Source organism: Geovibrio sp. ADMFC3 (genome assembly GCF_054687035.1).
The window spans coordinates 1,386,868-1,409,114 of sequence record NZ_BAAFZG010000002.1; the positions used below are offsets into that span (position 1 = coordinate 1,386,868).

A 22,247-nucleotide genomic window follows, 5' to 3' on the forward strand; every position below is an offset into this window, starting at 1 on the left:
TTGTAACTTACGAATCATCAGCGGAGTGGGAGAAAACATGCACTTTGATTTTGCTCTGGGCGCGGCTATCCTCGCTTTCATACATATAACGCTTTATCTTTTTCTGGGGAACAAGTATCTCCAGCACCTTACAAATCTGTTCGCAGTTCTGGCGTTTCTTCTCTTTACGGGGAGTATAGCTACTCACTGGAAACATTTCGGGCACTTTCCCTCCTACTCCTTGGGTGATCTTTTTGCTATGGTCTCCCTTACGCTTACTCTTATCTACCTGCTTCTCTACATGAAATACAGACGCCCCCTGCTTGGGCTTTTCATATTTCCCATAGTTATTATACTCAGCGCCCTTGTACTGGTTCTGCCTTCCGCCGCACCGAAAGACGCAGCAGGAGCAAGCGGCATATGGCTGTTTATCCACCTGCCCTTCACTGTTGTGGGCACTGCTTTTTTTATATTTGCAACAGTGGCAAGCATTATGTACTTTCTTCAGGAGCGGGAGCTTAAACGCAAAAACTTCGGGATAATATTCAAACGTTTTCCGCCACTTAATCAGATTGACCGTCTCACCGCCATAAACCTCCTTTGCGGGTTTTACTTTTTCAGCGTGGGTTTGATATCAGGCTTTGTCTGGATGATGTACGAACCCGACCGCATAGGGTTCATTATGCCGAAAATGATATTTGCCGTTATCACATGGGTGATATTCGGCTTGATAACATATTTAAAAAAATACAGAGGCATGACGCCGAGAAGCACCGCCTACTCGACTTTGGCGGGGTTTATTTCCGTTTTGGTCACTTACGCCGGTGTTGCGTTTTTTCTCATGGGCTGAATATAGATGCAGTTAGCAGTTGTAGGATTAAACCACAATACTGCGCCTGTTGAGGTGCGGGAAACTTTGGCAGTAGCCGAAGCGGTTCTGGAGGAGCTTTATGCAGATATCCTCCGTAATGACAGAATATATGAAGCAATGGTGATCTCCACATGTAACAGGGTGGAATATTACATAGTCACCGATGACTTTCTCTGTAACGTTGACAGTGTTCTCAAGATCATTTCAGAGCAATGCAGAATTGAACGCTCTATTCTCCAGAAGTACACATACATCCATTGCGGTGAAGACGCCGCAAAACATATCTTCCGTGTGGCCGGCGGGCTTGACTCTCTGGTTATGGGCGAACCTCAGATATTCGGTCAGGTAAAAGATGCCTTCGAGAACTCACGCAAATATAATGCGGCAAAAACCTTTATCCGCAAACTGGAAGAATTCGTTATCAAAACCACCAAAAAGGTCAGAACCAACACAGGCATAGGGGATAATCCGGTTTCTGTCAGCTCTGCTGCTGTTGAACTGGCTTCCAAGATTTTCGGCAGCCTTGAGGACAAACATGCCCTCGTGGTCGGCGCCGGGGAAATGTGTGAGATCGCCTGTAAACACCTCCGGGGCGCAAGCATCGGAGGCATAACCGTTACCAACAGAACATTTGAGAAAGCTGAACGACTCGCTGAAGAGGTCGGAGGAAGCGCTGTTCCCCTTGAAAACTTCCGTGAGGAGCTTTCCCATGCGGATATAGTGCTTTCATCAACCGGAGCAAGCGGATATATGATCGAAGCAGCTGACATCAAGCCTGTTATGATCAAACGCAAACATAAACCGATGTTTTTCATTGATATAGCCGTACCCAGAGATATTGACCCTGCGGTGGCTGACATTGAGAACGCATACGTTTACGACATTGATGACCTGAAAGCCGTTGTGGAGTCCAACAAAAAACTCCGCCAGAAAGAGGCTGTGAAGGCTATGGAATATATTGAAACCGGAGTGGCGGACTTCTACCGCTGGGTAGAATCCATGAAGATTGTACCGGTGATAAAGGCCCTGCGTGAAAGCTTTGACGAAAAGCGCATGCTTGAGCTTGACCGCTTCTGTGATAAGTTTAAGGTCAGTGATGCCGGGGAACGCAGAAAGCTTGAGTACCTCCTCAGCGCATTCATGAACAAGGTTCTCCACACTCCACTGAACAACCTGAAGGATCTGGCTCCCGGCAAGGAACGCTACAGTCTTGATGAAGCTGTTAAAATTATTTTCGACTTAAAAGATTAATACAGGGGATAGATAATGAAAAAAGTAAGAATTGCAACAAGAGGAAGCATGCTCGCTTTATGGCAGGCAAACCACATCAAGGATCTGCTTGAAAAACAGCACAAGGTGGAGTGTGAGCTTCTTGTTATCAAAACTCAGGGAGATAAAATTCTCGATGTGCCCCTCGCTAAAATTGGCGGTAAAGGGCTTTTCGTGAAAGAGATAGAGACAGCACTCCTTGAAAATCAGGCGGATATAGCAGTTCACAGCATGAAGGACGTCCCCATGGAGCTTCCTGAAGGTCTTGAACTTTACGCCAGCCCCGAAGGGGAAGCACCGGAAGATGCTTTCGTCTCAGTGAAATACAAAAATATAGCAGACCTGCCTCAGAATGCTGTCGTGGGTACAAGCAGCCTCCGCAGAAAGGTTCAGCTTGCACGCCTGCGCCCTGATCTTGAGATAAAAGATTTAAGAGGCAATGTGAACACACGCCTCAGAAAGCTTGACGAAGGCGAATATGACGCAATAATCCTTGCCCGTGCGGGTCTTGTGCGCCTTGAATACCATGACAGAGTGACAGACGTTATATCAACCGAAGACATGCTTCCCGCTGTCTGCCAGGGGATTCTGGGTATAGAAGTCCGCAGTGACGACAAAGAAAGCAAGGCTCTCCTTGACTTTCTCCGCCATGAACCCACAGAAACAAGGGTAAGATGCGAAAGAACCTTCTTAAGAAGGCTCGAAGGCGGATGTCAGGCTCCCATAGCAGGTCATTCCGTTATTGAAGGCGACCGTATTATAATGAAAGGGCTTGTTTCTGACCTTATAGGCGAAACATACATAGAAGCCGAAAACAAAGGCAGTGTCCTTGATGCAGCCGAAATCGGTTATGAACTTGCTGAATCTATACTTGCCGCAGGCGGTAAGGAAATACTGGATGAAATATATTCAAAATGAGACAGGTTCTTGTAACCAGACAGAAAAGCCAGTCGGCTGAACTTGTGCGCCTTCTTGAGAAAGAAGGCTTTCAGGTTTTCTCACTGCCGCTCATAGAGACATCTCCCACAGGTGCCGAAATTCCTGCAAGCGAATACGATGTGGCAGTTTTCACCAGTCCTGTTGCCGTTTCCTCCTTTGCCCCCAACTTCGGCAAAGTTAAATTCCGCTATACTGTTGCAGTGGGAACAAAAACCGCCAAAAAACTTGGAGAGTACGGCATCACTCCCGACGGAATTCCGGATGAATTTTCAGCGGAAGGACTGATCCGCATGTTCTCAGAAATTGACGTAAAAGGGATGACGGTTCTCTCTCCCGGTGCGGAAAAGCGTGCTGGGGATCTCTGCGGCTATCTTGCAGAAAGGGGAGCAATTGTTGACAAAATAAGCACTTATAAAACATCCCCGGTAATATACGAAAAAGGCTTTGTTGATAAATACTTAAAAGACAACGGCATAGATATAATAACCCTGACCGCACCGAGCGCCGCAGAAAGTCTCCTCTCCCAGACAGAGAACTTAAAGAGTGTGACACTTGTCAGTATAGGCAAAACCACATGGCAGTATCTGAAAGAAAGAGGGCATGACTCTGTTTATCCTCAGGTGCAGACCATAGAAGGCATGACTGAATTAATAGCTAATCTTTACAAAGGAGTTTAACATGGCATTTCCCATAGACAGAGGCAGAAGACTCAGAAGTAATCCGGCAATCAGAAAAATGGTGAGAGAAACTCACCTTTCAGTTGATGATCTTATCTACCCTCTTTTTGTGGCGGAAGGAGAAGGGATCAAAAAAGAGATCTCCTCAATGCCCGGCGTTTACCAGATGAGCATTGAGCATATTGTTACGGAATGCCAGAAACTCAAGGCTCTCGGTGTTCCCGCTGTTATTCTTTTCGGAATCCCCGAACATAAAGATGCCTTAGGTTCACAGGCATACGATAAACACGGCGTAATCCAGAACGCAATCAGAGCAATAAAACACGAAGTCCCAGAAATGTATGTTGTGACAGATGTCTGCATGTGCGAATACACAGACCACGGGCACTGCGGAATTATCAAAAACAACGATGTTGATAATGATGAAACACTGAAATACCTCGCTCTTGAGGCTCTCAGCCACGTTGAAGCAGGTGCGGATATGGTTGCCCCCAGCGATATGATGGACGGACGCATCATAACCATCAGAGACATTCTGGACTGCAACGGCTACCATAACATCCCGATTATGAGCTATGCTGTTAAATACAGCTCTGCTTTCTACGGTCCTTTCCGTGAAGCGGCAGAAAGCACACCCTCATTCGGCGACCGCAAAACATACCAGATGGATCCTGCCAACAGGCGTGAGGCTCTCCGTGAGGCAATGAGCGATGTTGAAGAAGGCGCTGATATCCTCATGGTTAAACCCGGTCTGCCCTATCTTGATATAATCCGTGAACTTGCAGACAATTTTGACAAACCTATCGCAGCCTACAATGTCAGCGGAGAATACGCAATGCTCCACGCCGCCGCTCAGAGAGGCTGGCTTGACTATGAAAAAGTAATGTTTGAATCCCTTCTCTCAATGAAGAGAGCAGGCGCTAAACTTATTCTCACCTACTTCGCAAAGGATGCGGCGAGGCTTCTCTGAGATGAATGGAGTCTACGCTTTTAAATGGCGCGGCGGTGCCCTTGAGACCATTGAAGAAATGGACGCAGTTCACCGCAGTGACCTTGTGGATCTGGACAACCAGATAGAACTTGCAGAAAAAAATATACGTTCTTTCACAGCCGGAGGGGCTCATCTTGATATGCTCCTCTGGGGGGAAAGAGGTGCAGGCAAATCATCCATAATCAAAATGCTCCTCACCGAATATCATAAACAGGGGCTCAGAGCGGTGGAGTTCCGTCAGGAAAATATAGCAGAACTTTCCGCTCTTTATTCCACAATCCGCAGAGACTCCAGACACTACTATATGATCTTCTTTGATGACATATCGTTCGACCGCAATGATGCGCTGTTCAGGCGTTTTAAATCCGCACTTGAGGGCGGGTTGGAAAAACGTCCTTCAAACTGTATGATAGTTGCCACGTCAAATATGCGCCATATGGTTCCCGATAAAGCTGCGGACACCAACGATATTTATGACCGTGACGAGGAAAATGAAAAAATCTCCCTTAAATCACGTTTTGCCATAAACATAGGCTTTTATCCCATGAGGAAAGAACCCTATTTGCGCATTGCGGAACATTACCTTAATAAATTCGGGTTAAATATTGATGACTGGCAGAGGACTGCGGAAAACTACGCAATGGACAGAGGCGGAAGAAGCGGAAGAATAGCCAAACAATTTGCTATACAAATGCTCTTAAACAACTCTTAGGCTCTGCTCAGCATGATGGTACGGACAGGTTCAACAAAATGAACATCCGCAGGGGCAAGGCTGTATGAGCCTAATTCATCAGCGCTTACCCATGCCGTATCATCGTGAACCTTAGGGACAAGACGCCCTGAAATCCAATCGCATTCATAGACAATAAGGCGGATTGACCATGTGTCGTAATGGTGGATACACTCGCCTATGAGACCGCCCACACGGACATATATGCCCAGTTCCTCATTAATCTCACGCACGATCGCTTCTGCGCCGGATTCGCCATGCTCAATCTTTCCGCCGGGAAACTCCCAGAAACCGCCAAGCCTCTGGTTCTCACCCCTGCGGGCAAGGAAAACTTTGTTGTCTTTAAATATCACCGCTGCCGCAACATCTGTCATTTTTTTCTCCGAGGTCTTGTAATTTTATAATAATTTCATGTAGAATTGTATAAATATTTAAAGGTTCATACACAATGTTCAACAAAATTAAAGGATTAATCTCAAAAGGGGAGCGCAAGCGCAGCTTCAGGCGTGCATCAGGCGGGTTCAGACTCTGTATAACGGTTCTTAAAACAGATAAAAAAACAGGGCTGACAGAACCGTCCACTTGCTTTATTGCCCGAGTGCATGACTACAGCGCCGGGGGACTCTGCATATTCCACAATAATAACCTCCTTGAAGGTGAAGAGGTGGAAATAGGCAACAAGCACTCCATGAAGAAACTGGCGTGCCTTAAGTGCCCGAATATGCCTCTCACTGCGGACTCATTCGCATCAGATATAATCAGAGGGCGTGTAGCATGGCGCACCCACAAACTATGCGGCATCCAGTTCACCTCAATCCGCAAAACTGATGAAAAGAAAATCAACGACATGGCTCTGGACAAGGTTAGCGGCGGCAAGTAAGCTTTTTTGTTAAACGATCGTCCAATACCTTACATAAGGCACATGGATGTGCCCGCGGAGTGCGTACCGCAGCGCATGCGAGGAACGCAGAACGAAGCGGAAGCAGCAAACGGCTTTGCCGTGAAGCCTGCGTGTGAATAGAAACAACAGGGATGTTGGTTTCTATGAACTATCAGAAGACAGACAAGGTTAGCGGCGGCAAGTAAGCTTTCTATTAAACGATCGTCCAGTATCTTAGATAAGGCACATGGATGTGCCCGCGGAGTGCGTACCGCAGCGCATGCGAGGAACGCAGAACGAAGCGGAAGCAGCAAACGGCTTTGCCGTGAAGCCTGCGTGTGAATAGAAACAACAGGGATGTTGGTTTCTATGAACTATCAGAAGACAGACAAGGTTAGCGGCGGCAAGTAAGCTTTCTATTAAACGATCGTCCAGTATCTTAGATAAGGCACATGGATGTGCCCGCGGAGTGCGTACCGCAGCGTATGCGAGGAACGCAGAACGAAGCGGAAGCAGCAAACGGCTTTGCCGTGAAGCCTGCGTGTGAAGAATGTTTGTTTATCCGGTGAATGGAAAAGAGAAGGGGGAACTTTTTGTAAAAAGCTTCCCCAAACCCCTTAAAAAACTTTAATCTGCTTCGCAAATGAGGCAGAGTTTTTATCCTAAGACTTCTATTCCGGGCAGTTTGCCGAACTCAATATATTCAAGAGATGCTCCGCCGCCGGTGGAGATATGCGCAAGTTTATCAGAAACACCTGCCTGACAAGCAGCGGAAACTGAATCACCGCCGCCGACAACCACCACAGCGTCACTGTCGCCAAGGGCTCTCGCCAGTGAGAAAGTGCCTTTGGAAAACTGTTCCTTCTCAAATACACCCATAGGGCCGTTCCAGAGAACAGTCTTACACTCATCAAGTGCCTTTATATACAACTGCGTTGTCTTCGGTCCTATATCAAGCCCCATCATGCCGTCGGGAATGTTCTCCCCTTCGGTGATAATACCTGTGGATGTATTGAATTCCGGCGCAACAACATGATCCACCGGAAGGTATATCTGCACCCCTTTTTCAGAGGCTTTTTTGAGAATTTTGTCTACAGTTTCATCCTGATCATTTTCAACAAGGGAGATGCCTGTCTTAATGCCTTTGAACTTCAGGAAGGTATAAGCCATTGCTCCGCCGATGAAAATCCTGTCAGTGAGCGAGATAAGCGATTCTATTACGCCGATTTTATCGGAAACCTTCGCACCGCCGAGGATAGCAGCGAAGGGTCTGTCAGCGTTTTTAAGAAGCTTTTCAAAATACCTTATCTCCCTTTCAACAAGGAAACCTGCTGCTTTGTCCTCAACAACCTCGGGAAGACCGTAAACCGATGCGTGCTTTCTGTGGCAAGTTCCGAAGGCATCATTAACATAAGCGTCCGTGAGCTTCGCAAGCTCCTCCACAAATTCGGGGAGATTTTTCTCTTCGCCTTTGTAAAAACGGAGGTTCTCAAGGAGAAGCACTTCACCGTCACGCATTTTGCGCACAGTGTCCTGCACCTTTTCACCTATGCAGTCGTCTATAAAATCCACATGGAAATAGTTTTTGCTTATGTATTCGGCAACTGGTTCAAGGGAATACGCCGGATTTCTCTCGCCTTTGGGTCTGCCTAGGTGTGAGGCGAGAATAACCCTCGCCCCTGCGTCCTTGGCATACCTGATGGATTCCAGAGCCTCACGTATGCGGGTATCGTCCTGAACTACACCGTCTTTGAGGGGGATGTTAAAATCCACCCTCATGAACAGTCTTCTTCCTTTTAATTCAAGATCTTTTATGCTTTTAGCCATTTCGTTTTATCCGTCAAGGATTACAGAACTCTGGTAACGAGTTCGGCAACTCTGTTCGAGTAGCCCCATTCGTTGTCATACCAGCTGAAAACCTTAAGCAGTTTGCCGTCGATAAGCGTTGTAAGCTCTGCATCAAAGATTGATGAGTGAGGGTTGCCGTTGAAATCGCATGAAACAAGGGGCTCTTCGCTGTAGAAAAGAATGCCTTTAAGCTTGTCAGCCGCTTCTTTGACAGCAGCGTTGACTTCTTCAACAGTAACAGATTTTTTAAGGCTTACAGTAAGGTCAACTATAGATACGTTGGGTGTGGGAACACGGACAGACGTACCGGTAAGTTTTCCTTTAAGCTCAGGCAGAACCAGACCCACAGCCTTAGCAGCACCGGTGGAAGTGGGTATCATGCTGAGAGCTGCGGCTCTTGCCCTTCTCAGGTCTTTGTGAGGAAGGTCCAGAATCTGCTGGTCGTTAGTGTATGAGTGGATAGTAGTCATAATTCCTGACTCTATACCGAAATTGTCATTAAGCACTTTCGCAACGGGAGCAAGGCAGTTTGTTGTGCATGAAGCGTTAGAGATGATATTGTGCTTGGTTTTGTCGTACTGGTCGTCATTAACACCTATAACAAGTGTGATGTCAGGGTCAGTGGCCGGAGCGGAGATAACTACTTTTTTAGCACCTGCTTTAAGGTGAAGCTCTGCCTTTTCTCTCTTAGTAAATATGCCTGTTGATTCGATAACAACGTCAACACCCAGTTTACCCCAGGGAAGATTTGCAGGGTCTCTTTCAGCGCTGATAGCAATTCTTTTTCCGTCAACTATGATGGCGTCCGCCTCCGCCTTCACGTCAAAGCCAAAGATTCCGTGTACAGAATCATATTTAAGAAGATGTGCAAGAGTATCGGGGCTGGTAAGGTCGTTTATTGCGACCACATCAACGTCAAGTCCTCTTTCAAAGATCGCTCTGAATGCGCAACGTCCGATTCTTCCGAATCCGTTAATACCGATTTTAACACCCATCATGTGCCTCCATATATTTTAATTAGTTTCATTAAACTGAAAAACTCCGCATAAACGGAGTCAGTATACCGTCTTAATACGCCTGAAACATGCGGCAAACACTGCCGCCTAAATAGCACACTGTTCTGCTGAAAAACCTTATCAGCCGGCTTCCGGCGCACTGTCTCCGGCGTCACTAACATTTACACTTGTTTTGGCTGTTTTTCCACCACAAAGTTTATCATAATCACGTTTAAGGCGGGCGATCTCGCTGTTAAGGAAAGCGAGACTCTGTTCCATATCCGGCTGCTTGAGGGATGCCTTGTTATTAAGAACGTTTATCAGTCTTTCAAGCTGATAAACCGTTTTTTTATTCAGCTCGGTGTATCTGGTCTTGCTGTCGTCAAGGTTAACCTGATAATTCCTCAATGCACTCGCCGCACGGGTGAGCTTATTGCGGAGTTCGGCATTTTCGTTCCTTGTACGGAGCAGTTCGTTCATTTTATCTTCGGACAGAAGACGTTCAAGAGTTATACGCATTTTCTGGAACTTTGTCTGAAGCTCCTCATAGCTTTCATTCAGGGCGGAATATTCCTTTTTAAGTTCTTCTATCTCATTTATGTCGTTAAGTTTTGACATTTTATACTTTTTAATCTGCCCTTTGTATGTTTCAAGGGAGCTGATAAGTTCGTACTGTTCCGTCATGTCAAACAAATGCTCTCCGGCTTCGTCAATCTCACCGTCATGATTCGGCACGGGGTACATCTGCTGCTCTATTTTAAGGAGCTTCTCTCCTTTATAAACATCTATATGTTCTGTGGTTTCCTTTCCTTCCAGAGCATCGCTGAGATGGCACCATGAGCATGGCTGGTCAAAACCGTAAAAGACTTTATAACATTCCTGCCCCACAATCTCATTCAACGGAGTATCCCCTGAAAAATTGCCGGCAGCACGGTTTACGTTTTTTACTATATAATGCCTGTCCACGGAGAAAAGCGGCATGGGCAGACCGTCCATCAGCTTTCTTATCTTGTTTCGGCTTATCTTGACTATACCGAGAAGCTCTTCAGACTTAACAAGCTCTTCACTGTGGGTTTCAAGCTCCGCCTCAAGCTCATGTATCTTAACATCATTATCTGACAGAACATCATCATAACTGCCGAGCTTACTGTTAAGGGCTTCCGCCTCTATCTGAGCAGACTGAAGTTCAGCCTTAAGGTTCAGAATCTCCTCGTTTTTGGCGACAATCTGCTCTTTAAGCTCCATAACTTCTTCAAGGCTGCTGTCATCACTGCTTTCGGCGTTCTCCATCTTTTCCAGAAGCTCATTCTGAACAAAAAGCCTGCGCTGAAGTTCGAGCAGTTTTCCGTCTTTTTCGGCTATATTTATCTCAAGTTCCGTAACTTTACCGATCACTCTTTCAAGCTCACGGCGGAGTGTCTCATCAGCAGTATAGTTTCTGAAAACAGGTTCGGGAGCAGGCTGTTCGGTGAGCGCCTTTGACGCAAACAGAGAAAGAACCCTGGCAGATTTCTGCCCGCCTTTGCTGTCCTGAATGACAAGAATGATTTCACTCCCTTCCGCCTCAATCCGGAAGAAGTAAAAGACGATTATTTCATCCCCTTTTCTGAAATAAATAACAGATTTGGACTCATCCTCAAGCCCCGGTCTGATAGTTTCAGGAACAGGCATGAGTGATGTTTTTCCCCCGTCAATACGGTACATTTTGCCGGCGTGCGGCAGATATGCAAACATGGGGAAATCCAGCCCTTTGAGGTTGGATGCGAGCATGTCCAGCATCTTCATTTAAAAAACTCCATCAATAATATCCTGAGCAGCAAAGTGTATATACATCCACCAGCTCCGCTCCGTTTATTTTAAGAACCTTAGCGCATTCGTTGACTGTTGAGCCTGTTGTGTAGATATCGTCAACTATGAGGATTTTCTTTCCCGAGCAAACGCCGCTGACGGCGAACGCACCGCTTACGTTCCTTATTCTCTGCTTTTTTTTCAGTTTCCACTGATAGCCGGTTTTCCTGCGGCGCACAATGAGCCTTTCGGCCTTTTTCCCGCTTATTCCGGCGATATATTCAGCCAACACATCCGCAGGGTGCATAACCCTCCGCAGTTTTCTTGTATAATGCGAAGGCACGGGGGCAATCACATCATATTTGAGAAAAATGCTGTCCGGCTGTTTTATGAGCCCGCCCAGATGAAAAATACCCCTCACACCGTAAGCAAACTTGATTTTCTTTAACAAATCCTTCAGCGGCGGAGCATACAGATAGTCAGTATGCAGTCTGTCATAACGTCTTGTAGGGCAAAAACCGCATACAAGAGCCTCTACGTTCAGAGGGTGCCCGCATGTTTTGCAGAATGTTGTCAGATTACGCAGATTTCCGGCGCATTCAGCGCAGAAGATTCCACCGGGGGCATCTTCCCCGCAGGAAGCGCAGACAGGGCGGAAAATTTCCGATAACATCCGTTCTCCGCTCCCTTTATAAGCCTTATTTCACCAGAAGCGATTCACCTGTCATCGCCTCAGGCTGTTTAATTCCCAGTATATCAAGAAGCGTAGGGGCAATGTCTGCAAGTTTGCCTCTGCCGCTTTTCAGCCTGCATTTATAATTATAAACTATAAACGGTACAGGATTCAAGGTATGTGCAGTGTGAGGCTGATCATTCTCATAGTCCCACATCTGCTCGCAGTTGCCGTGATCAGCAGTTACCGCAAGCACAGCCCCTGTTTCACCCGCAATCCGGATAACCTCACCGAGGCACTCATCCACAGCACGGCATGCCTTGACGGCAGCCTCTTCTATTCCGGTGTGCCCTACCATATCAGGGTTTGCGAAGTTCATCACCGCAACATCTATTCCGCCCTTGAGGAAGACTTCCTTAAACCTTTCCGCAACCTTATAAACGCTCATTTCAGGTTTTTTATCATAAGTAGGAACATCCTTTGGGGATTCTATGAGCTCCCGCACTTCACCCTCAAAAACAGTTTCACGCCCACCGTTAAAAAAATATGTGACATGTGCGTACTTTTCTGTTTCCGCTATGCGGAGCTGTTTTAAACCCTGAGCGCTTATGACTTCGCCGAATATATCGTTCAATTCCTCCGGCGGATACGCCACGGGGAAGCTGTAGTTTTTTTCATATCTTGTCAGTGTCATAAAATTGACCTGCGGATGGTCTTTTCTGGCAAAACCGCCAAATTTACTGTCATTAAAAGCAAGGCAGAGTTCCCTTGCCCTGTCCGCACGGAAATTATAAAAGAACACAAAGTCCCCGTCCTTAACCTTTCCGTTAACACCTTCTATAACTGCGGGCTGTATAAATTCATCGGTTTCGTTATGTGCGTAGGAGTCAAGCACAGCCTGAGCGGCTGATTCCGCCCTGCGCCCGATACCCAGACGGAGGATATTGTAGGCTTTTTCCACTCTTTCCCATCTTTTATCTCTGTCCATTGCATAATACCTGCCAGTGACAGTGGCAATCTTTCCTGTCTGTTTTTCAAGAAGGAAAGCTTCAAGCTCTTTGATATATTCAATGCCGCTTTTCGGAGGAGTGTCTCTGCCGTCCATGAAGGCATGGATGAAAATTTCTTTGATTCCTTTCTTCTGCGCCATTATTATCAGACCCTTAAGATGGTCAATATGGCTGTGAACCCCGCCGTCAGAGAGAAGACCAAAGAAATGCAGCCTCCCGGAGCCTTTGCGGGCATCATCAAAAAAAGTGTTTATATTTGAGTTTTCCTCAATGGCGCCGGAACGTACATCCATGCTTATTTTCAGGAAATCCTGATAAACTATGCGCCCTGCGCCTATGTTTGTGTGACCGACTTCAGAATTACCCATCTGTCCGGCAGGCAGACCGACCCTTTCCTCGCTTGCGTCTAGGAGTGTATGCGGGCATGTGTCTATGAGTTTAAGAAAATTGGCAGGATGGGACTCAAAAACGGCGTTGTTCTTTTCATCTTCACGGCAGCCCCAGCCGTCAAGTATCAGTAATATAAGCTTATCAACCATTACACACCTTTTATATCCGCTGCGAATTGATACTGACTGTATTTAACAATACCATATTCTCGCGATGCAGTCGCGCAAGCGTTAAGATAATAGAGGCGGTGAAAAACGGCAACAGAAAAAGACTCCTCACGAAGCCGAAAATAAAACAAAACACCGGCAAAAGCGGGAATTCCCGCCTATGCCGGATTTATGCTACATTTTTATGAGACCCTTTTTTTCCAGTTCGGATTTGCAGTCGGTGCAGTATCTTGCAAAGGGAACATATTCGAGCCTTTTTTGCTCTATTTCCTCTTCGCACTCTATGCACACGCCGTAAGTTCCGGTTGCTATACGCTGGAGAGCCTGCTCAACCAGCCTGAGTTTAAGCGCATCGGTTTCGACCTTACCGAGCATGAGGTTTTTGTTGTAGATGTTGTAAGCTTCGTCAGCGGAATCCTGAACCCCTTCAGTACCAAGCTTTATTGCTTCGTTATACTTTTCGTTCAGTTTCTCGATAAGCTCTTTTTTCATATCGAGCAGTTTCTGTCTATGGTAGCTTAACCTTTCAGCATCCATCATACATTAACCCTCCTATTTATGGTAGGGATGACCCTTTATTATAGTTAATGCCCTGTAGAGCTGCTCCGCCAGAACGACAAGGCTTATCCTGTGCGCCATTGTCATCGCAGAAAGCGAAACAGTTTCGTGTAAATGGGCTTTAAGCTCCTCGTGCAGACCGTCTGCCTCGCCGATAAAGAAAGTAACTCCGCCATATTCTTCAAGCTTTTTTTCCAGCCATGCTGCAAATTTTTCGCTGGTGAATGTTTTTCCCGCAGGGTCCATCCCCACAAGTGCCCCTTCTCCGGCCTTGAGCAGAAGAGGAAGCTGCTTTGATTTGTTGGCGGAAAAAGCCTCAACCACCGAACAGTCAGCGTATGCGCCTATTCTTTTCACATACTCCGATGTCAGTTCTTCTACGGCTTTGTCACGTATCCGTGAGGTCATTACGATCTTTAGTTTCATAAATTAAACGGAAATATCAGAGGGCTAACCGTTTGTCAACCAAGAACGGCACATTTTAGGAACTTTTAACATTAAAATAAGCTTAAAATGCTCTTAAACTGCTTTTTATGCCCATTTATAGGGGCAAAACTCATACATATGTTTATATTTCATGTTGAAAATATGTCTACATGATATATAATTGTAACAAAAAGGAGGCAACAGTGAGTATTTACACACCTAATCAGAAGTCAATTGCCGAATGCATTCAGCCGGATTCGTGCATGAAGGACTGGAAAGACTGGCACTGGCAGCTCCGCCGAACGATCAGGGACATAAAAACCTTTGAGGCGGTGCTGGGAATCAGCTTCACTCCGGAAGAGCGAAAGCATCTGGAAATGACGGCTGAGAAGTTTCCCATCGCAATAACCCCCTATTACGCCTCTCTTATAGACAAAGAGAACTGGCGCGACGACCCCGTATTCAGACAGGCATTTCCATCAGTAAACGAACTCATAACCGAAACATGGGAAATGAGCGACCCTTTGTCCGAGGATGTTGACAGCCCGGCAGAGTGCATAACCCACCGTTACCCGGACAGGGTTCTTTTTCATGTAAGCAACATGTGCGCCATGTACTGCAGACACTGCACAAGAAAACGTAAAGTCGGTGATAAGGATTTCATCCCCGGCAGAGAAACCCTGGAAAAAGGGCTTGCATACATCAGAAAGACCCCCGAAGTGAGAGATGTGCTTATATCCGGCGGAGACCCGCTCATGCTGACGGATTCAGCTATAGAGTGGATACTGGACGAACTGAGCGCAATAGAGCATGTGGAAGTGATAAGAATAGGAACCAGAATACCCGTTGTTCTCCCTTACAGAGTAACAGACGATCTGGCAAAGCTCCTCGGAAGTTACCCTAACCTGTGGCTTAACACTCATTTCAACCATCCGAGAGAGATCACCGATTCATCTATGGCAGCCCTCAAAAAGCTTTCATCCGCCGGAGTTCCACTGGGCAATCAGTCTGTTCTCCTCGCAGGGGTAAATGACTGCCCGTACATAATGAAAAAGCTTGTTCAGAAGCTGGTGAGCAATCGTGTGCGCCCGTACTACCTTTATCAGTGCGACCTTTCAGAAGGTCTTTCCCACTTCCGTACACCAGTGGGCAAAGGTATAGAGATAATCGAAGCTCTCAGGGGACATACAAGCGGTTTCGCCGTTCCTGTTTACGTCATCGATGCTCCCGGCGGTGGCGGGAAAATACCAGTCAGCCCCAATTATGTAGTGTCATGGTCAACCAATAAGGTTATACTCCGCAACTATGAAGGGGTTATTTGCTCTTACAAAGAGCCTGACTCATACGAGCCTGTGTTCTGCGACAGAAAATGCGACACATGCAACCTTGTCCTCAATGTCACGGGAGAGGAAAACCCCTCTGCAATAGGGATAGAGCGTCTCATGGCAGACTATGATGACCAGATAACGCTGATTCCCGAAGACACTGAAAGGCTGAGGAGACGCAACGATGACGGATGAGATAATAACTCTGGACGGTGCTTCGGTACATCACGGAAAATTCAGTGACAGGGTTTATATACTCTCTTTTCCTGAGACCTGCGGAGAAGAAACCGCAGCAAAAGCGGAGGAACTGGCAGAAAAAAACGGCTACTCCAAAATAATTGCCAAAGTGCCGGATACCAAAACAGATATTTTTCTGAACAGAGGCTTCATAACGGAAGCAGAGCTGCCTTTAAAAGACGCTCCGTGGGAGAAGGCGGTGTTCCTATCCAAATTCACTGACCCGTCCCGACGTGAAGAGAAAGAGAAGAAGCTTCAATCAGAGATCCTTGTGAAAGCACTCAGCTATCAGCCTTCACAGGAGGTCCCCTTTGATATGTGCGAGAGGATGTCCCCTGCCGATGCTGACGAAATGGCGGAGGTTTACAGGGTAGTATTTGAGTCCTACCCTTTTCCCATTCACGATCCCGATTACATAAGAAAAACAATGCGGGATTCAGTGGCATACTTCGGCATAAGAGAAAACGGGAAGATAACCGCTCTGGCAAGTGCGGAGCTGAATCCTCATATCAATGCGGCGGAAATGACTGACTTTGCCACTCTGCCCGATGTGAGAAGCAAGGGATACGCTGGCGCACTCCTCGCCAGAATGGAGGATGAAGTGCCTAAGCTTGGCATAAGCACTTTTTACACCATAGCCCGCTCTCTCTCCTTTGGCATGAATATAACTTTTGCAAAAAGAGGATATAATTTCGGCGGCAGACTGATAAACAATACAAACATCTGCGGCGGAACAGAAACCATGAACATCTGGTATAAATTTTCAGGGAGCTGACGCTCCCTGCTTTCTTTTTATCCTTTTTCAGTCTTTTTTATTATTGATTTTAATCGCAGGAAATATATGATTTAGCTTATACACAAGATTAAGGACTGAATTATGACTCAATTGAATTTTTCCGAACGGACAGATCTGAACAGTAATACTGTGTCTGATTATGAACATATTTTCAGATATGCAAAAGCCTGCATGGTTACCTTTGATCCGGAGACAACACTTATTACCGATGCAAATGAAGCTGCATGCCGTCTTTACGGCTACAGCCTCAGGGAACTCACCCAAAAAAGAATTCTGGATCTGACAACCTCAAAACCGGAACGCGCCAGAAACCTGATAGAGCATGTGCTTCAGAATAAAGAAGACGTAATCGGAACATGCCACAGAGATAAATCCGGCTGCCTGCACTATCTTGAATTTCATTCATCAGTATTTATGTCTGGCAATAAACCTTTTATCTTCAGCATAATTCATGACATCACTGAAAAAACTATAGCAGAACGGGAAAGACAGCAGGCTCTGGAATACAGCGAAAACAAATACCGCACCTATGTTAACAATGCCCCCATCAGCATATTTATAACCAGCCACACAGGGAATATTATCGAGATCAATAAAGAGGCCTGCCGTATTACAGGTTACAGCGAAGACGAGCTTCTTTCGATGACAGTTATGGATCTTTGGGCTCCAGACTCAGAAGAGAGCGCCCGCAAGGCGGAGGAAGCTCTTTTTGAACAGGGTATAATGTCAGAAACGCTGAAATTCATCCGAAAAAACGGAGAAAGTTTCTTTATGAGTGTTTCTGTAATAAAAATCGCCCGAGACAGATTTATAGGCTTCTGCCAGGACGCCACAGCCACTGCCCAGCTTGAAAGCGAATTGAAAATAATGAACGAAAGCCTCAAAGAGCAAGTTAAAATTGAGGTTGAAGCTCGAAGAAAACAGGAACAGATTATACATGAACAGAAAAAACTGGCAGACATGGGGCAAATGATCAACGCCATTGCCCATCAGTGGCGTCAGCCGATTAATGCTCTGGGGCTTTATATACAGGATGCGCATGAATGCTGGAAGAGAGGACTGATGAATAATACCTACATGGATTTGTTTTCTGAAACCAGTATGGGTATAATAAAGCACATATCATCCACCATTGATGACTTCCGCCTGTTTTTCGCACCTGATAAGAAGAAAGTGCGCTACAACGTAATCAGAGAGATTTCAGAGCTTGCAGGACTCATTGAGGTTCAGCTTGCCGCAAAGAACATAGACATACGTATAAACAGCAACTCTGAAGATGAAATACAGGTTTACGGATACGCAGGCGAGTTCAGACAGGCGCTAATCAATATAATATACAATGCCGCTGACGCCATAGAATCGGCACCGGACAAAAGACACGGTGAAATCAGCATAAATATCGGCACTGAAGGATGCTCTGTCGTAATAACTGTTACAGATAACGGAACAGGCATACCTGATGGACATCTTCTTAAAATATTTGAACCCTACTTCACAACCAAAGAAGAGGGCAAAGGAACCGGCATCGGTCTATATATGACAAAACTGCTGATTGAAAAGCATATGGGAGGCAGAATCACCGCCTCAAACAGCGAAAAGGGCGCCTGCTTTGCCATAATTCTGCCTAAAGGGGGAAACTGTGATGAAGAATAAAACAATTCTTTACGCAGAAGATGACCTTATGGTGAGTAAAGTCATGTCCATGATACTCGCCAGAGAGTTCAGAAAAGTTTACACCGCAAGAAACGGCAAAGAAGCTCTGGATCTTTTCCGTGAGCATAAGCCGGACATAGTAATAACAGACCTTGCTATGCCCGAAATGAGCGGCTTTGAGCTTGTTGACAGGATAATGGAGGAAAAACCTGATACAAAAATCGTTGTAACAACAGCGTACAGAGAGGAAGCGGACAGAGTTCAGGGCGTAAAAAAACTTTTTAAGCCCATCGACAGGGATGAATTTTTCAAGTGTCTTGATGAGCTTGGCAAATAGTGAGCCTAGGACTTAGGAATCAGTATTTCAAAAACGGCTCCTTCCTCAGTGCTTTCTGCGGTTATTCTGCCGCCGTTGTGTTTTTCTATTACCATTTTTGACATAAACAGCCCTATTCCCGTGCCTTTGCCCTCCTCTTTTGTGGTATAGTAAGGGTCAAAAACCTTGGGAAGCTTATCGGGGCTGATTCCTGTGCCGTTATCTTTTATGCGTATCAGAACATTATCAGACGTATTTTCTATCTCGATCCTGATAAATCCTTTCAGCACACTGCCCTTTGCCATGTTTTCCTCAATGGCATCCACGGCATTATAAACTATATTCAGCACTGCCTGCTTAAACTCATCCAGATAACCGGAAACAGAAGTCTTCTTATTCGGACAGTCACCCCACAAAGTTTCCTCTGTACAGTCGTGAATATTGTCGGAGCAAACACAGTATATGCGGTAACTGATTTTTCTGTCATAAAGCTGAACACGCAGCAGTTTCATCAGCTTGATCATTTCAGATGCCACGTCAAAACACGTCTTGGTTTTATCAGGTGCAAAAAAAGTACGGAAATCATCGATGGTTTTTGACATATGCAGAACCAGATCCTTACAGACAGTCTCAAAAGTGCGGATATATTCTTCTGAAAGCTCGCCTGATTCGTAAGTATCCATAATATCCTGAATGTAAAGGATCAGAGCGTTTATAGGCTGGCGCCACTGATGAGCTATGGCGTTAATCAGAAGCCCCATATCCTCAAGTTTTTTCTGTTCAAAAAGAAATCCTTCCTGTTTCTGCCTGATTGCCACCTCATGCCGCACTCTTTCCCCTAATTCCTCATTGAGTTTTTTCAATGCCTCCTCAAGGAGAACGCTGCGGGTGACATCCTTGCAGATGCCCATATAAACTCCGCCTTCAACTTCGGCGATATTAAGATAAATATAAAACTTTTCGCCGTTCTTTTTTGAAAACTTAAGAGATGCACTCTTTGATCCGTTTGCCAGCATCTCATTAAAGGCTTTTTCTGCTTCTTCTCTGTTTTCAGGCGCAGCCAGATCAATAAGCCTCATTGAAAGAAGCTCGTCCCTTGTATATCCGGTAATCAGGCACATTGCTCCGTTTACGTCTTTGCACCTGCCCTGCGGGTCGGTGAAGAAAATAGGATCGGGCGCATTTTTGACATAAGTGACGTATTTTTCTTCTGACGAATGTAGTCTTTTGGCGCTGTCTTCAACTTCTGCGGCAAGCCTGTCATTCAGTTCTTTCAATGTTTTATTCTTTTCTTCCGTCTCAGCGAAAAACCGCAGACGTTCACTTATATCCCTCACAACGGATATATTATATTTTTCATTGTCCCGCTCAAATGTTTTAAGGCTGGCTTCAGCGGGCAGAAAAGTTCCGTCCTTTCGCCTGTGGACACAGTAAATAAGGCTGTTACTGTCTGCTGAAAGTCTGGTCAGATAAGGAGAAAAATCTCCCCATTCCTCCGGCTCAACACGAAAATCGTTTACAGAAAGCTTCTTAATCTCTTCAGAGGTGTATCCGAGGTTTACACAGGTTTTTTCGTTAGCATATATAATTCTGCCGTCTGAAGCTTTGGCAACAAATATTGCATCATTGGACATATCCATAATTTCATAAAGGAACTGAACTTCTTCTGTTTTACGTTTTAAAGGACTTATATTCTCCACTGCAACCAGCGAAATTTTTTCTCCGCCGGCTTCTATAAGTGTTTTGACTATTTCAGCATGTTTTATTTCGCCGCCGGCGCATATATGACGTGAGCAGAGAGAAAGGCTTCCGCTGCGGATTATTTCATCCCATTCAGTCTTAAGTGCATCAGGATCAAGATCGGGACATAGGCGCACAGCATTCATCCCTGCCATTTCTTCTTTTGCATAGCCAAAATATGAAGAGGCAGCTTCATTTGCTTTCAATATGTCACCGTTTTCGTTCTGCCAGAGAAGGGGTGCAGACGCTTTTTCAAAGGAGCGTTCAAATAACTCAGACAAAACGTTTTTACTTATAGAAACATTATCAGATTTCAAGTTAAACCCTAGTAATTAATTATGATTCATAATATCATATTTCAGGAAATATACACAATCATATCAATCGTTATTAAAAATAATTACCATAATAACAATCAATATCAACTAAATAGGCTTGTCAGGTATAAACTGCGGTTGGAACTTAGGTTTCTCTATCCAGAAGTCTGTAGTGAAGTGCCTCCAGAACATGTTTAGGAAGAATCTCCTGCACATTTTCCATGTCTGCCAGTGTGCGGGCGACCTTAAGTATTTTTGAATAGGCTCTGGCGGAATAACCGAACTTGTCACAGGCGTTTTCAAGAAGTTTCATACTTTTGCCGTCAAGCCTGCAGTATTTTTTTATCTGCTTTTCGCCCATCTGGGAATTAAGGAGTATTTTTTCACCGCTGAAACGCACTTTCTGAGCCCTATGAGCATTAATCACTCTTTCTCTCATAGTCTCGGAACTTTCACCGTCCTCAAGACCGGCAAGCTCCTTCAGGTCCACAGCATTGACCTCCATGTGTATATCTATCCTGTCCAACAGAGGACCGGACAGACGGGCACGGTATTTCTGAACTTGAGACGGCGTGCAGACACATTCTCTCTTGGAGTCGCCGTAATATCCGCACGGACAAGGATTGCACGCAGCAACAAGCATGAATGATGCGGGGTATTTCACCGTTCTGTCGGCTCTGGCAACCGTAACCTCTTTATCTTCCATTGGCTGGCGGAGAGTCTCAAGCACACTCCGGTTAAACTCCAGAAACTCATCCATAAACAATATGCCGTTGTGGGCTATGCTCACCTGCCCGGGCTTTGCTTTGGATGTTCCGCCCACTATGGAAACAGAACTGCTGGTATGGTGAGGAGAAACAAAGGGACGCTCGAAGCTTATATCTGCCATATTCTTCACAAGCCCTGCAACGGAATGTATCTTGAGAGTCTCTATCGCCTCTTCCATATCAAGCTGCGGAAGAATACCGGGCAGCCTGCGGGCTATCATAGTCTTTCCGCTTCCCGGCGGTCCTATCATAAGTATATTGTGCATTCCCGCTGCTGCAACCTCTGCTGCACGGCGTGCGGTGAACTGCCCTTTAACATCCCTGAAATCGTGCATCTGTTCACGGTAGGCAGGCGGACTTACTGCGGTTTCTTCTTTAAAAACAACGCCGTCTTCATTCATGAGCCAGCCCAGAACATCCTGTAAACTTGCTGCGCCGCCGATATTGATCCCGCTGACCAGAGATGCTTCCGCCACATTTTCAGCAGGGAGAATGATGTTCTCAAACCCTTTTTCCCTTGCAGCATAAGTTACGGACAAAACCCCGCTCACAGGACGCAGCCTGCCGTCCAGAGAAAGTTCACCTATGAAAAGGGTTTTGTCTGTATCTGCATCGATATGCCCCGAAGATTTCAAAAGCCCGATGGCAACAGGCAGATCAAAGCCTGTGCCCTCCTTACGGAAATCGGCAGGTGCAAAATTGATTGTGATTGGTTTATTGAATATGGAGAACCCCATATTCTTCAGAGCGGAGCGCACCCTGTCCCTGCTTTCACGGACAGATGTTTCAGCGAGTCCCACCATGCTGAAGGACGGAAGACCGACATTTGCCGTATCCACCTCAACCTCAATAAGAACACCCTCAATACCCGCCACGTGAGCAGAAAAAATACGGCAGAACATCGC

At 45.9% G+C, this 22,247-nt stretch carries 21 protein-coding genes; 11 read left to right on the forward strand and 10 right to left on the reverse strand.

Features of this window, described 5'->3' with window-relative positions:
* Positions 1–37: 37 nt before the first annotated feature.
* The 6 genes from ACYRYY_RS06925 to ACYRYY_RS06950 are packed head-to-tail and all read left to right on the forward strand — an operon-like array spanning position 38 to position 5,438.
* Entirely contained in the window at positions 38–829 is a 792-nt protein-coding gene (locus tag ACYRYY_RS06925) for a cytochrome C assembly family protein (RefSeq protein ID WP_460214879.1), read from the forward strand.
* Between the two features lie 6 nt (positions 830–835).
* Positions 836–2,101, forward strand: coding sequence for a glutamyl-tRNA reductase (gene hemA, locus ACYRYY_RS06930; protein ID WP_460214880.1), 1,266 nt, complete (start codon positions 836–838; stop codon positions 2,099–2,101).
* A 15-nt stretch (positions 2,102–2,116) separates the two neighbouring features.
* The gene (hemC, locus tag ACYRYY_RS06935) at positions 2,117–3,037 is read left to right on the forward strand and encodes a hydroxymethylbilane synthase (RefSeq protein WP_460214881.1); all 921 of its coding nucleotides are present in this window, start codon (positions 2,117–2,119) and stop codon (positions 3,035–3,037) included.
* The gene (locus ACYRYY_RS06940; protein ID WP_460214882.1) at positions 3,034–3,735 is read left to right on the forward strand and encodes a uroporphyrinogen-III synthase; all 702 of its coding nucleotides are present in this window, start codon (positions 3,034–3,036) and stop codon (positions 3,733–3,735) included. The genes hemC and ACYRYY_RS06940 overlap by 4 nt, the downstream gene beginning before the upstream one ends.
* Before the next feature lies 1 nt (position 3,736).
* Positions 3,737–4,705 (forward strand): porphobilinogen synthase, encoded by a 969-nt coding sequence (gene hemB / locus ACYRYY_RS06945; protein ID WP_460214883.1) that lies wholly within the window; start codon positions 3,737–3,739, stop codon positions 4,703–4,705.
* 1 nt (position 4,706) lies between these two features.
* Positions 4,707–5,438 (forward strand): DUF815 domain-containing protein, encoded by a 732-nt coding sequence (locus ACYRYY_RS06950; protein ID WP_460214884.1) that lies wholly within the window; start codon positions 4,707–4,709, stop codon positions 5,436–5,438.
* On the opposite strand, the gene ACYRYY_RS06955 is transcribed toward ACYRYY_RS06950, so the two are convergent.
* Positions 5,435–5,830, reverse strand: coding sequence for a (deoxy)nucleoside triphosphate pyrophosphohydrolase (locus ACYRYY_RS06955; protein ID WP_460214885.1), 396 nt, complete (start codon positions 5,828–5,830; stop codon positions 5,435–5,437). The genes ACYRYY_RS06950 and ACYRYY_RS06955 overlap by 4 nt on opposite strands.
* Before the next feature lie 74 nt (positions 5,831–5,904).
* Here ACYRYY_RS06955 and ACYRYY_RS06960 point away from each other — a divergent pair, with 74 nt between their 5' ends.
* The gene (locus ACYRYY_RS06960) at positions 5,905–6,336 is read left to right on the forward strand and encodes a PilZ domain-containing protein (protein ID WP_460214886.1); all 432 of its coding nucleotides are present in this window, start codon (positions 5,905–5,907) and stop codon (positions 6,334–6,336) included.
* A 657-nt stretch (positions 6,337–6,993) separates the two neighbouring features.
* Here the strand turns inward: ACYRYY_RS06960 and ACYRYY_RS06965 are convergent.
* From ACYRYY_RS06965 to ACYRYY_RS06995, 7 genes are all read right to left on the reverse strand, one after another.
* On the reverse strand, positions 6,994–8,163 hold the full coding sequence (locus ACYRYY_RS06965; protein WP_460214887.1) for a phosphoglycerate kinase: 1,170 nt from the start codon (positions 8,161–8,163) through the stop codon (positions 6,994–6,996).
* 20 nt (positions 8,164–8,183) lie between these two features.
* Positions 8,184–9,179, reverse strand: a complete 996-nt coding sequence (gap, locus tag ACYRYY_RS06970; protein WP_460216465.1) for a type I glyceraldehyde-3-phosphate dehydrogenase — start codon at positions 9,177–9,179, stop codon at positions 8,184–8,186.
* A gap of 141 nt (positions 9,180–9,320) precedes the next feature.
* Entirely contained in the window at positions 9,321–10,964 is a 1,644-nt protein-coding gene (locus ACYRYY_RS06975; RefSeq protein WP_460214888.1) for a PAS domain-containing protein, read from the reverse strand.
* A gap of 13 nt (positions 10,965–10,977) precedes the next feature.
* Positions 10,978–11,640 carry a ComF family protein gene (locus ACYRYY_RS06980; RefSeq protein ID WP_460214889.1) on the reverse strand — a complete coding sequence of 221 codons (663 nt, stop codon included), beginning with the start codon at positions 11,638–11,640 and terminating at the stop codon, positions 10,978–10,980.
* A gap of 25 nt (positions 11,641–11,665) precedes the next feature.
* Positions 11,666–13,189: a 2,3-bisphosphoglycerate-independent phosphoglycerate mutase gene (gene gpmI, locus ACYRYY_RS06985; RefSeq protein WP_460214890.1), complete on the reverse strand. Its 1,524-nt coding sequence runs from the start codon at positions 13,187–13,189 to the stop codon at positions 11,666–11,668.
* 192 nt (positions 13,190–13,381) lie between these two features.
* Entirely contained in the window at positions 13,382–13,747 is a 366-nt protein-coding gene (locus tag ACYRYY_RS06990) for a TraR/DksA family transcriptional regulator (protein ID WP_460214891.1), read from the reverse strand.
* 12 nt (positions 13,748–13,759) lie between these two features.
* Entirely contained in the window at positions 13,760–14,191 is a 432-nt protein-coding gene (locus ACYRYY_RS06995) for a 23S rRNA (pseudouridine(1915)-N(3))-methyltransferase RlmH (protein WP_460214892.1), read from the reverse strand.
* Between the two features lie 203 nt (positions 14,192–14,394).
* Here ACYRYY_RS06995 and kamA point away from each other — a divergent pair, with 203 nt between their 5' ends.
* From kamA to ACYRYY_RS07015, 4 genes are all read left to right on the forward strand, one after another.
* Positions 14,395–15,711 (forward strand): lysine 2,3-aminomutase, encoded by a 1,317-nt coding sequence (kamA, locus tag ACYRYY_RS07000; RefSeq protein WP_460214893.1) that lies wholly within the window; start codon positions 14,395–14,397, stop codon positions 15,709–15,711.
* Positions 15,701–16,528 carry a putative beta-lysine N-acetyltransferase gene (gene ablB, locus ACYRYY_RS07005; protein WP_460214894.1) on the forward strand — a complete coding sequence of 276 codons (828 nt, stop codon included), beginning with the start codon at positions 15,701–15,703 and terminating at the stop codon, positions 16,526–16,528. The genes kamA and ablB overlap by 11 nt, the downstream gene beginning before the upstream one ends.
* A gap of 102 nt (positions 16,529–16,630) precedes the next feature.
* The gene (locus tag ACYRYY_RS07010; protein WP_460214895.1) at positions 16,631–18,202 is read left to right on the forward strand and encodes a PAS domain-containing sensor histidine kinase; all 1,572 of its coding nucleotides are present in this window, start codon (positions 16,631–16,633) and stop codon (positions 18,200–18,202) included.
* Positions 18,192–18,539, forward strand: coding sequence for a response regulator (locus tag ACYRYY_RS07015; RefSeq protein ID WP_460214896.1), 348 nt, complete (start codon positions 18,192–18,194; stop codon positions 18,537–18,539). Before ACYRYY_RS07010 ends, ACYRYY_RS07015 begins: the two co-directional genes overlap by 11 nt.
* Positions 18,540–18,544: 5 nt before the next feature.
* Here the strand turns inward: ACYRYY_RS07015 and ACYRYY_RS07020 are convergent, their stop codons facing one another.
* Together ACYRYY_RS07020 and ACYRYY_RS07025 are read right to left on the reverse strand one after the other, a co-directional pair.
* Entirely contained in the window at positions 18,545–20,539 is a 1,995-nt protein-coding gene (locus ACYRYY_RS07020; protein WP_460214897.1) for a PAS domain-containing sensor histidine kinase, read from the reverse strand.
* A 181-nt stretch (positions 20,540–20,720) separates the two neighbouring features.
* Positions 20,721–22,244 carry a YifB family Mg chelatase-like AAA ATPase gene (locus ACYRYY_RS07025; protein ID WP_460214898.1) on the reverse strand — a complete coding sequence of 508 codons (1,524 nt, stop codon included), beginning with the start codon at positions 22,242–22,244 and terminating at the stop codon, positions 20,721–20,723.
* Positions 22,245–22,247: the final 3 nt, after the last annotated feature.

Excerpts from the sequence above, each read along its gene's own strand:
- ACYRYY_RS06955 (WP_460214885.1), bottom strand. The coding sequence starts at position 5,830 with ATGACAGATGTTGCGGCAGCGGTGATATTTAAAGACAACAAAGTTTTC.
- ACYRYY_RS06960 (WP_460214886.1), top strand. The coding sequence starts at position 5,905 with ATGTTCAACAAAATTAAAGGATTAATCTCAAAAGGGGAGCGCAAGCGC.
- ACYRYY_RS06995 (WP_460214892.1), bottom strand. The coding sequence starts at position 14,191 with ATGAAACTAAAGATCGTAATGACCTCACGGATACGTGACAAAGCCGTA.
- ACYRYY_RS07025 (WP_460214898.1), bottom strand. The coding sequence starts at position 22,244 with ATGTTCTGCCGTATTTTTTCTGCTCACGTGGCGGGTATTGAGGGTGTT.
- ACYRYY_RS07010 (WP_460214895.1), top strand. The coding sequence starts at position 16,631 with ATGACTCAATTGAATTTTTCCGAACGGACAGATCTGAACAGTAATACT.
- ACYRYY_RS06975 (WP_460214888.1), bottom strand. The coding sequence starts at position 10,964 with ATGAAGATGCTGGACATGCTCGCATCCAACCTCAAAGGGCTGGATTTC.
- ablB (WP_460214894.1), top strand. The coding sequence starts at position 15,701 with ATGACGGATGAGATAATAACTCTGGACGGTGCTTCGGTACATCACGGA.
- ACYRYY_RS06990 (WP_460214891.1), bottom strand. The coding sequence starts at position 13,747 with ATGATGGATGCTGAAAGGTTAAGCTACCATAGACAGAAACTGCTCGAT.
- ACYRYY_RS06925 (WP_460214879.1), top strand. The coding sequence starts at position 38 with ATGCACTTTGATTTTGCTCTGGGCGCGGCTATCCTCGCTTTCATACAT.
- hemB (WP_460214883.1), top strand. The coding sequence starts at position 3,737 with ATGGCATTTCCCATAGACAGAGGCAGAAGACTCAGAAGTAATCCGGCA.
- ACYRYY_RS06980 (WP_460214889.1), bottom strand. The coding sequence starts at position 11,640 with ATGTTATCGGAAATTTTCCGCCCTGTCTGCGCTTCCTGCGGGGAAGAT.
- gpmI (WP_460214890.1), bottom strand. The coding sequence starts at position 13,189 with ATGGTTGATAAGCTTATATTACTGATACTTGACGGCTGGGGCTGCCGT.
- hemC (WP_460214881.1), top strand. The coding sequence starts at position 2,117 with ATGAAAAAAGTAAGAATTGCAACAAGAGGAAGCATGCTCGCTTTATGG.
- ACYRYY_RS07015 (WP_460214896.1), top strand. The coding sequence starts at position 18,192 with ATGAAGAATAAAACAATTCTTTACGCAGAAGATGACCTTATGGTGAGT.
- ACYRYY_RS06965 (WP_460214887.1), bottom strand. The coding sequence starts at position 8,163 with ATGGCTAAAAGCATAAAAGATCTTGAATTAAAAGGAAGAAGACTGTTC.
- ACYRYY_RS06940 (WP_460214882.1), top strand. The coding sequence starts at position 3,034 with ATGAGACAGGTTCTTGTAACCAGACAGAAAAGCCAGTCGGCTGAACTT.
- ACYRYY_RS06950 (WP_460214884.1), top strand. The coding sequence starts at position 4,707 with ATGAATGGAGTCTACGCTTTTAAATGGCGCGGCGGTGCCCTTGAGACC.
- gap (WP_460216465.1), bottom strand. The coding sequence starts at position 9,179 with ATGGGTGTTAAAATCGGTATTAACGGATTCGGAAGAATCGGACGTTGC.
- hemA (WP_460214880.1), top strand. The coding sequence starts at position 836 with ATGCAGTTAGCAGTTGTAGGATTAAACCACAATACTGCGCCTGTTGAG.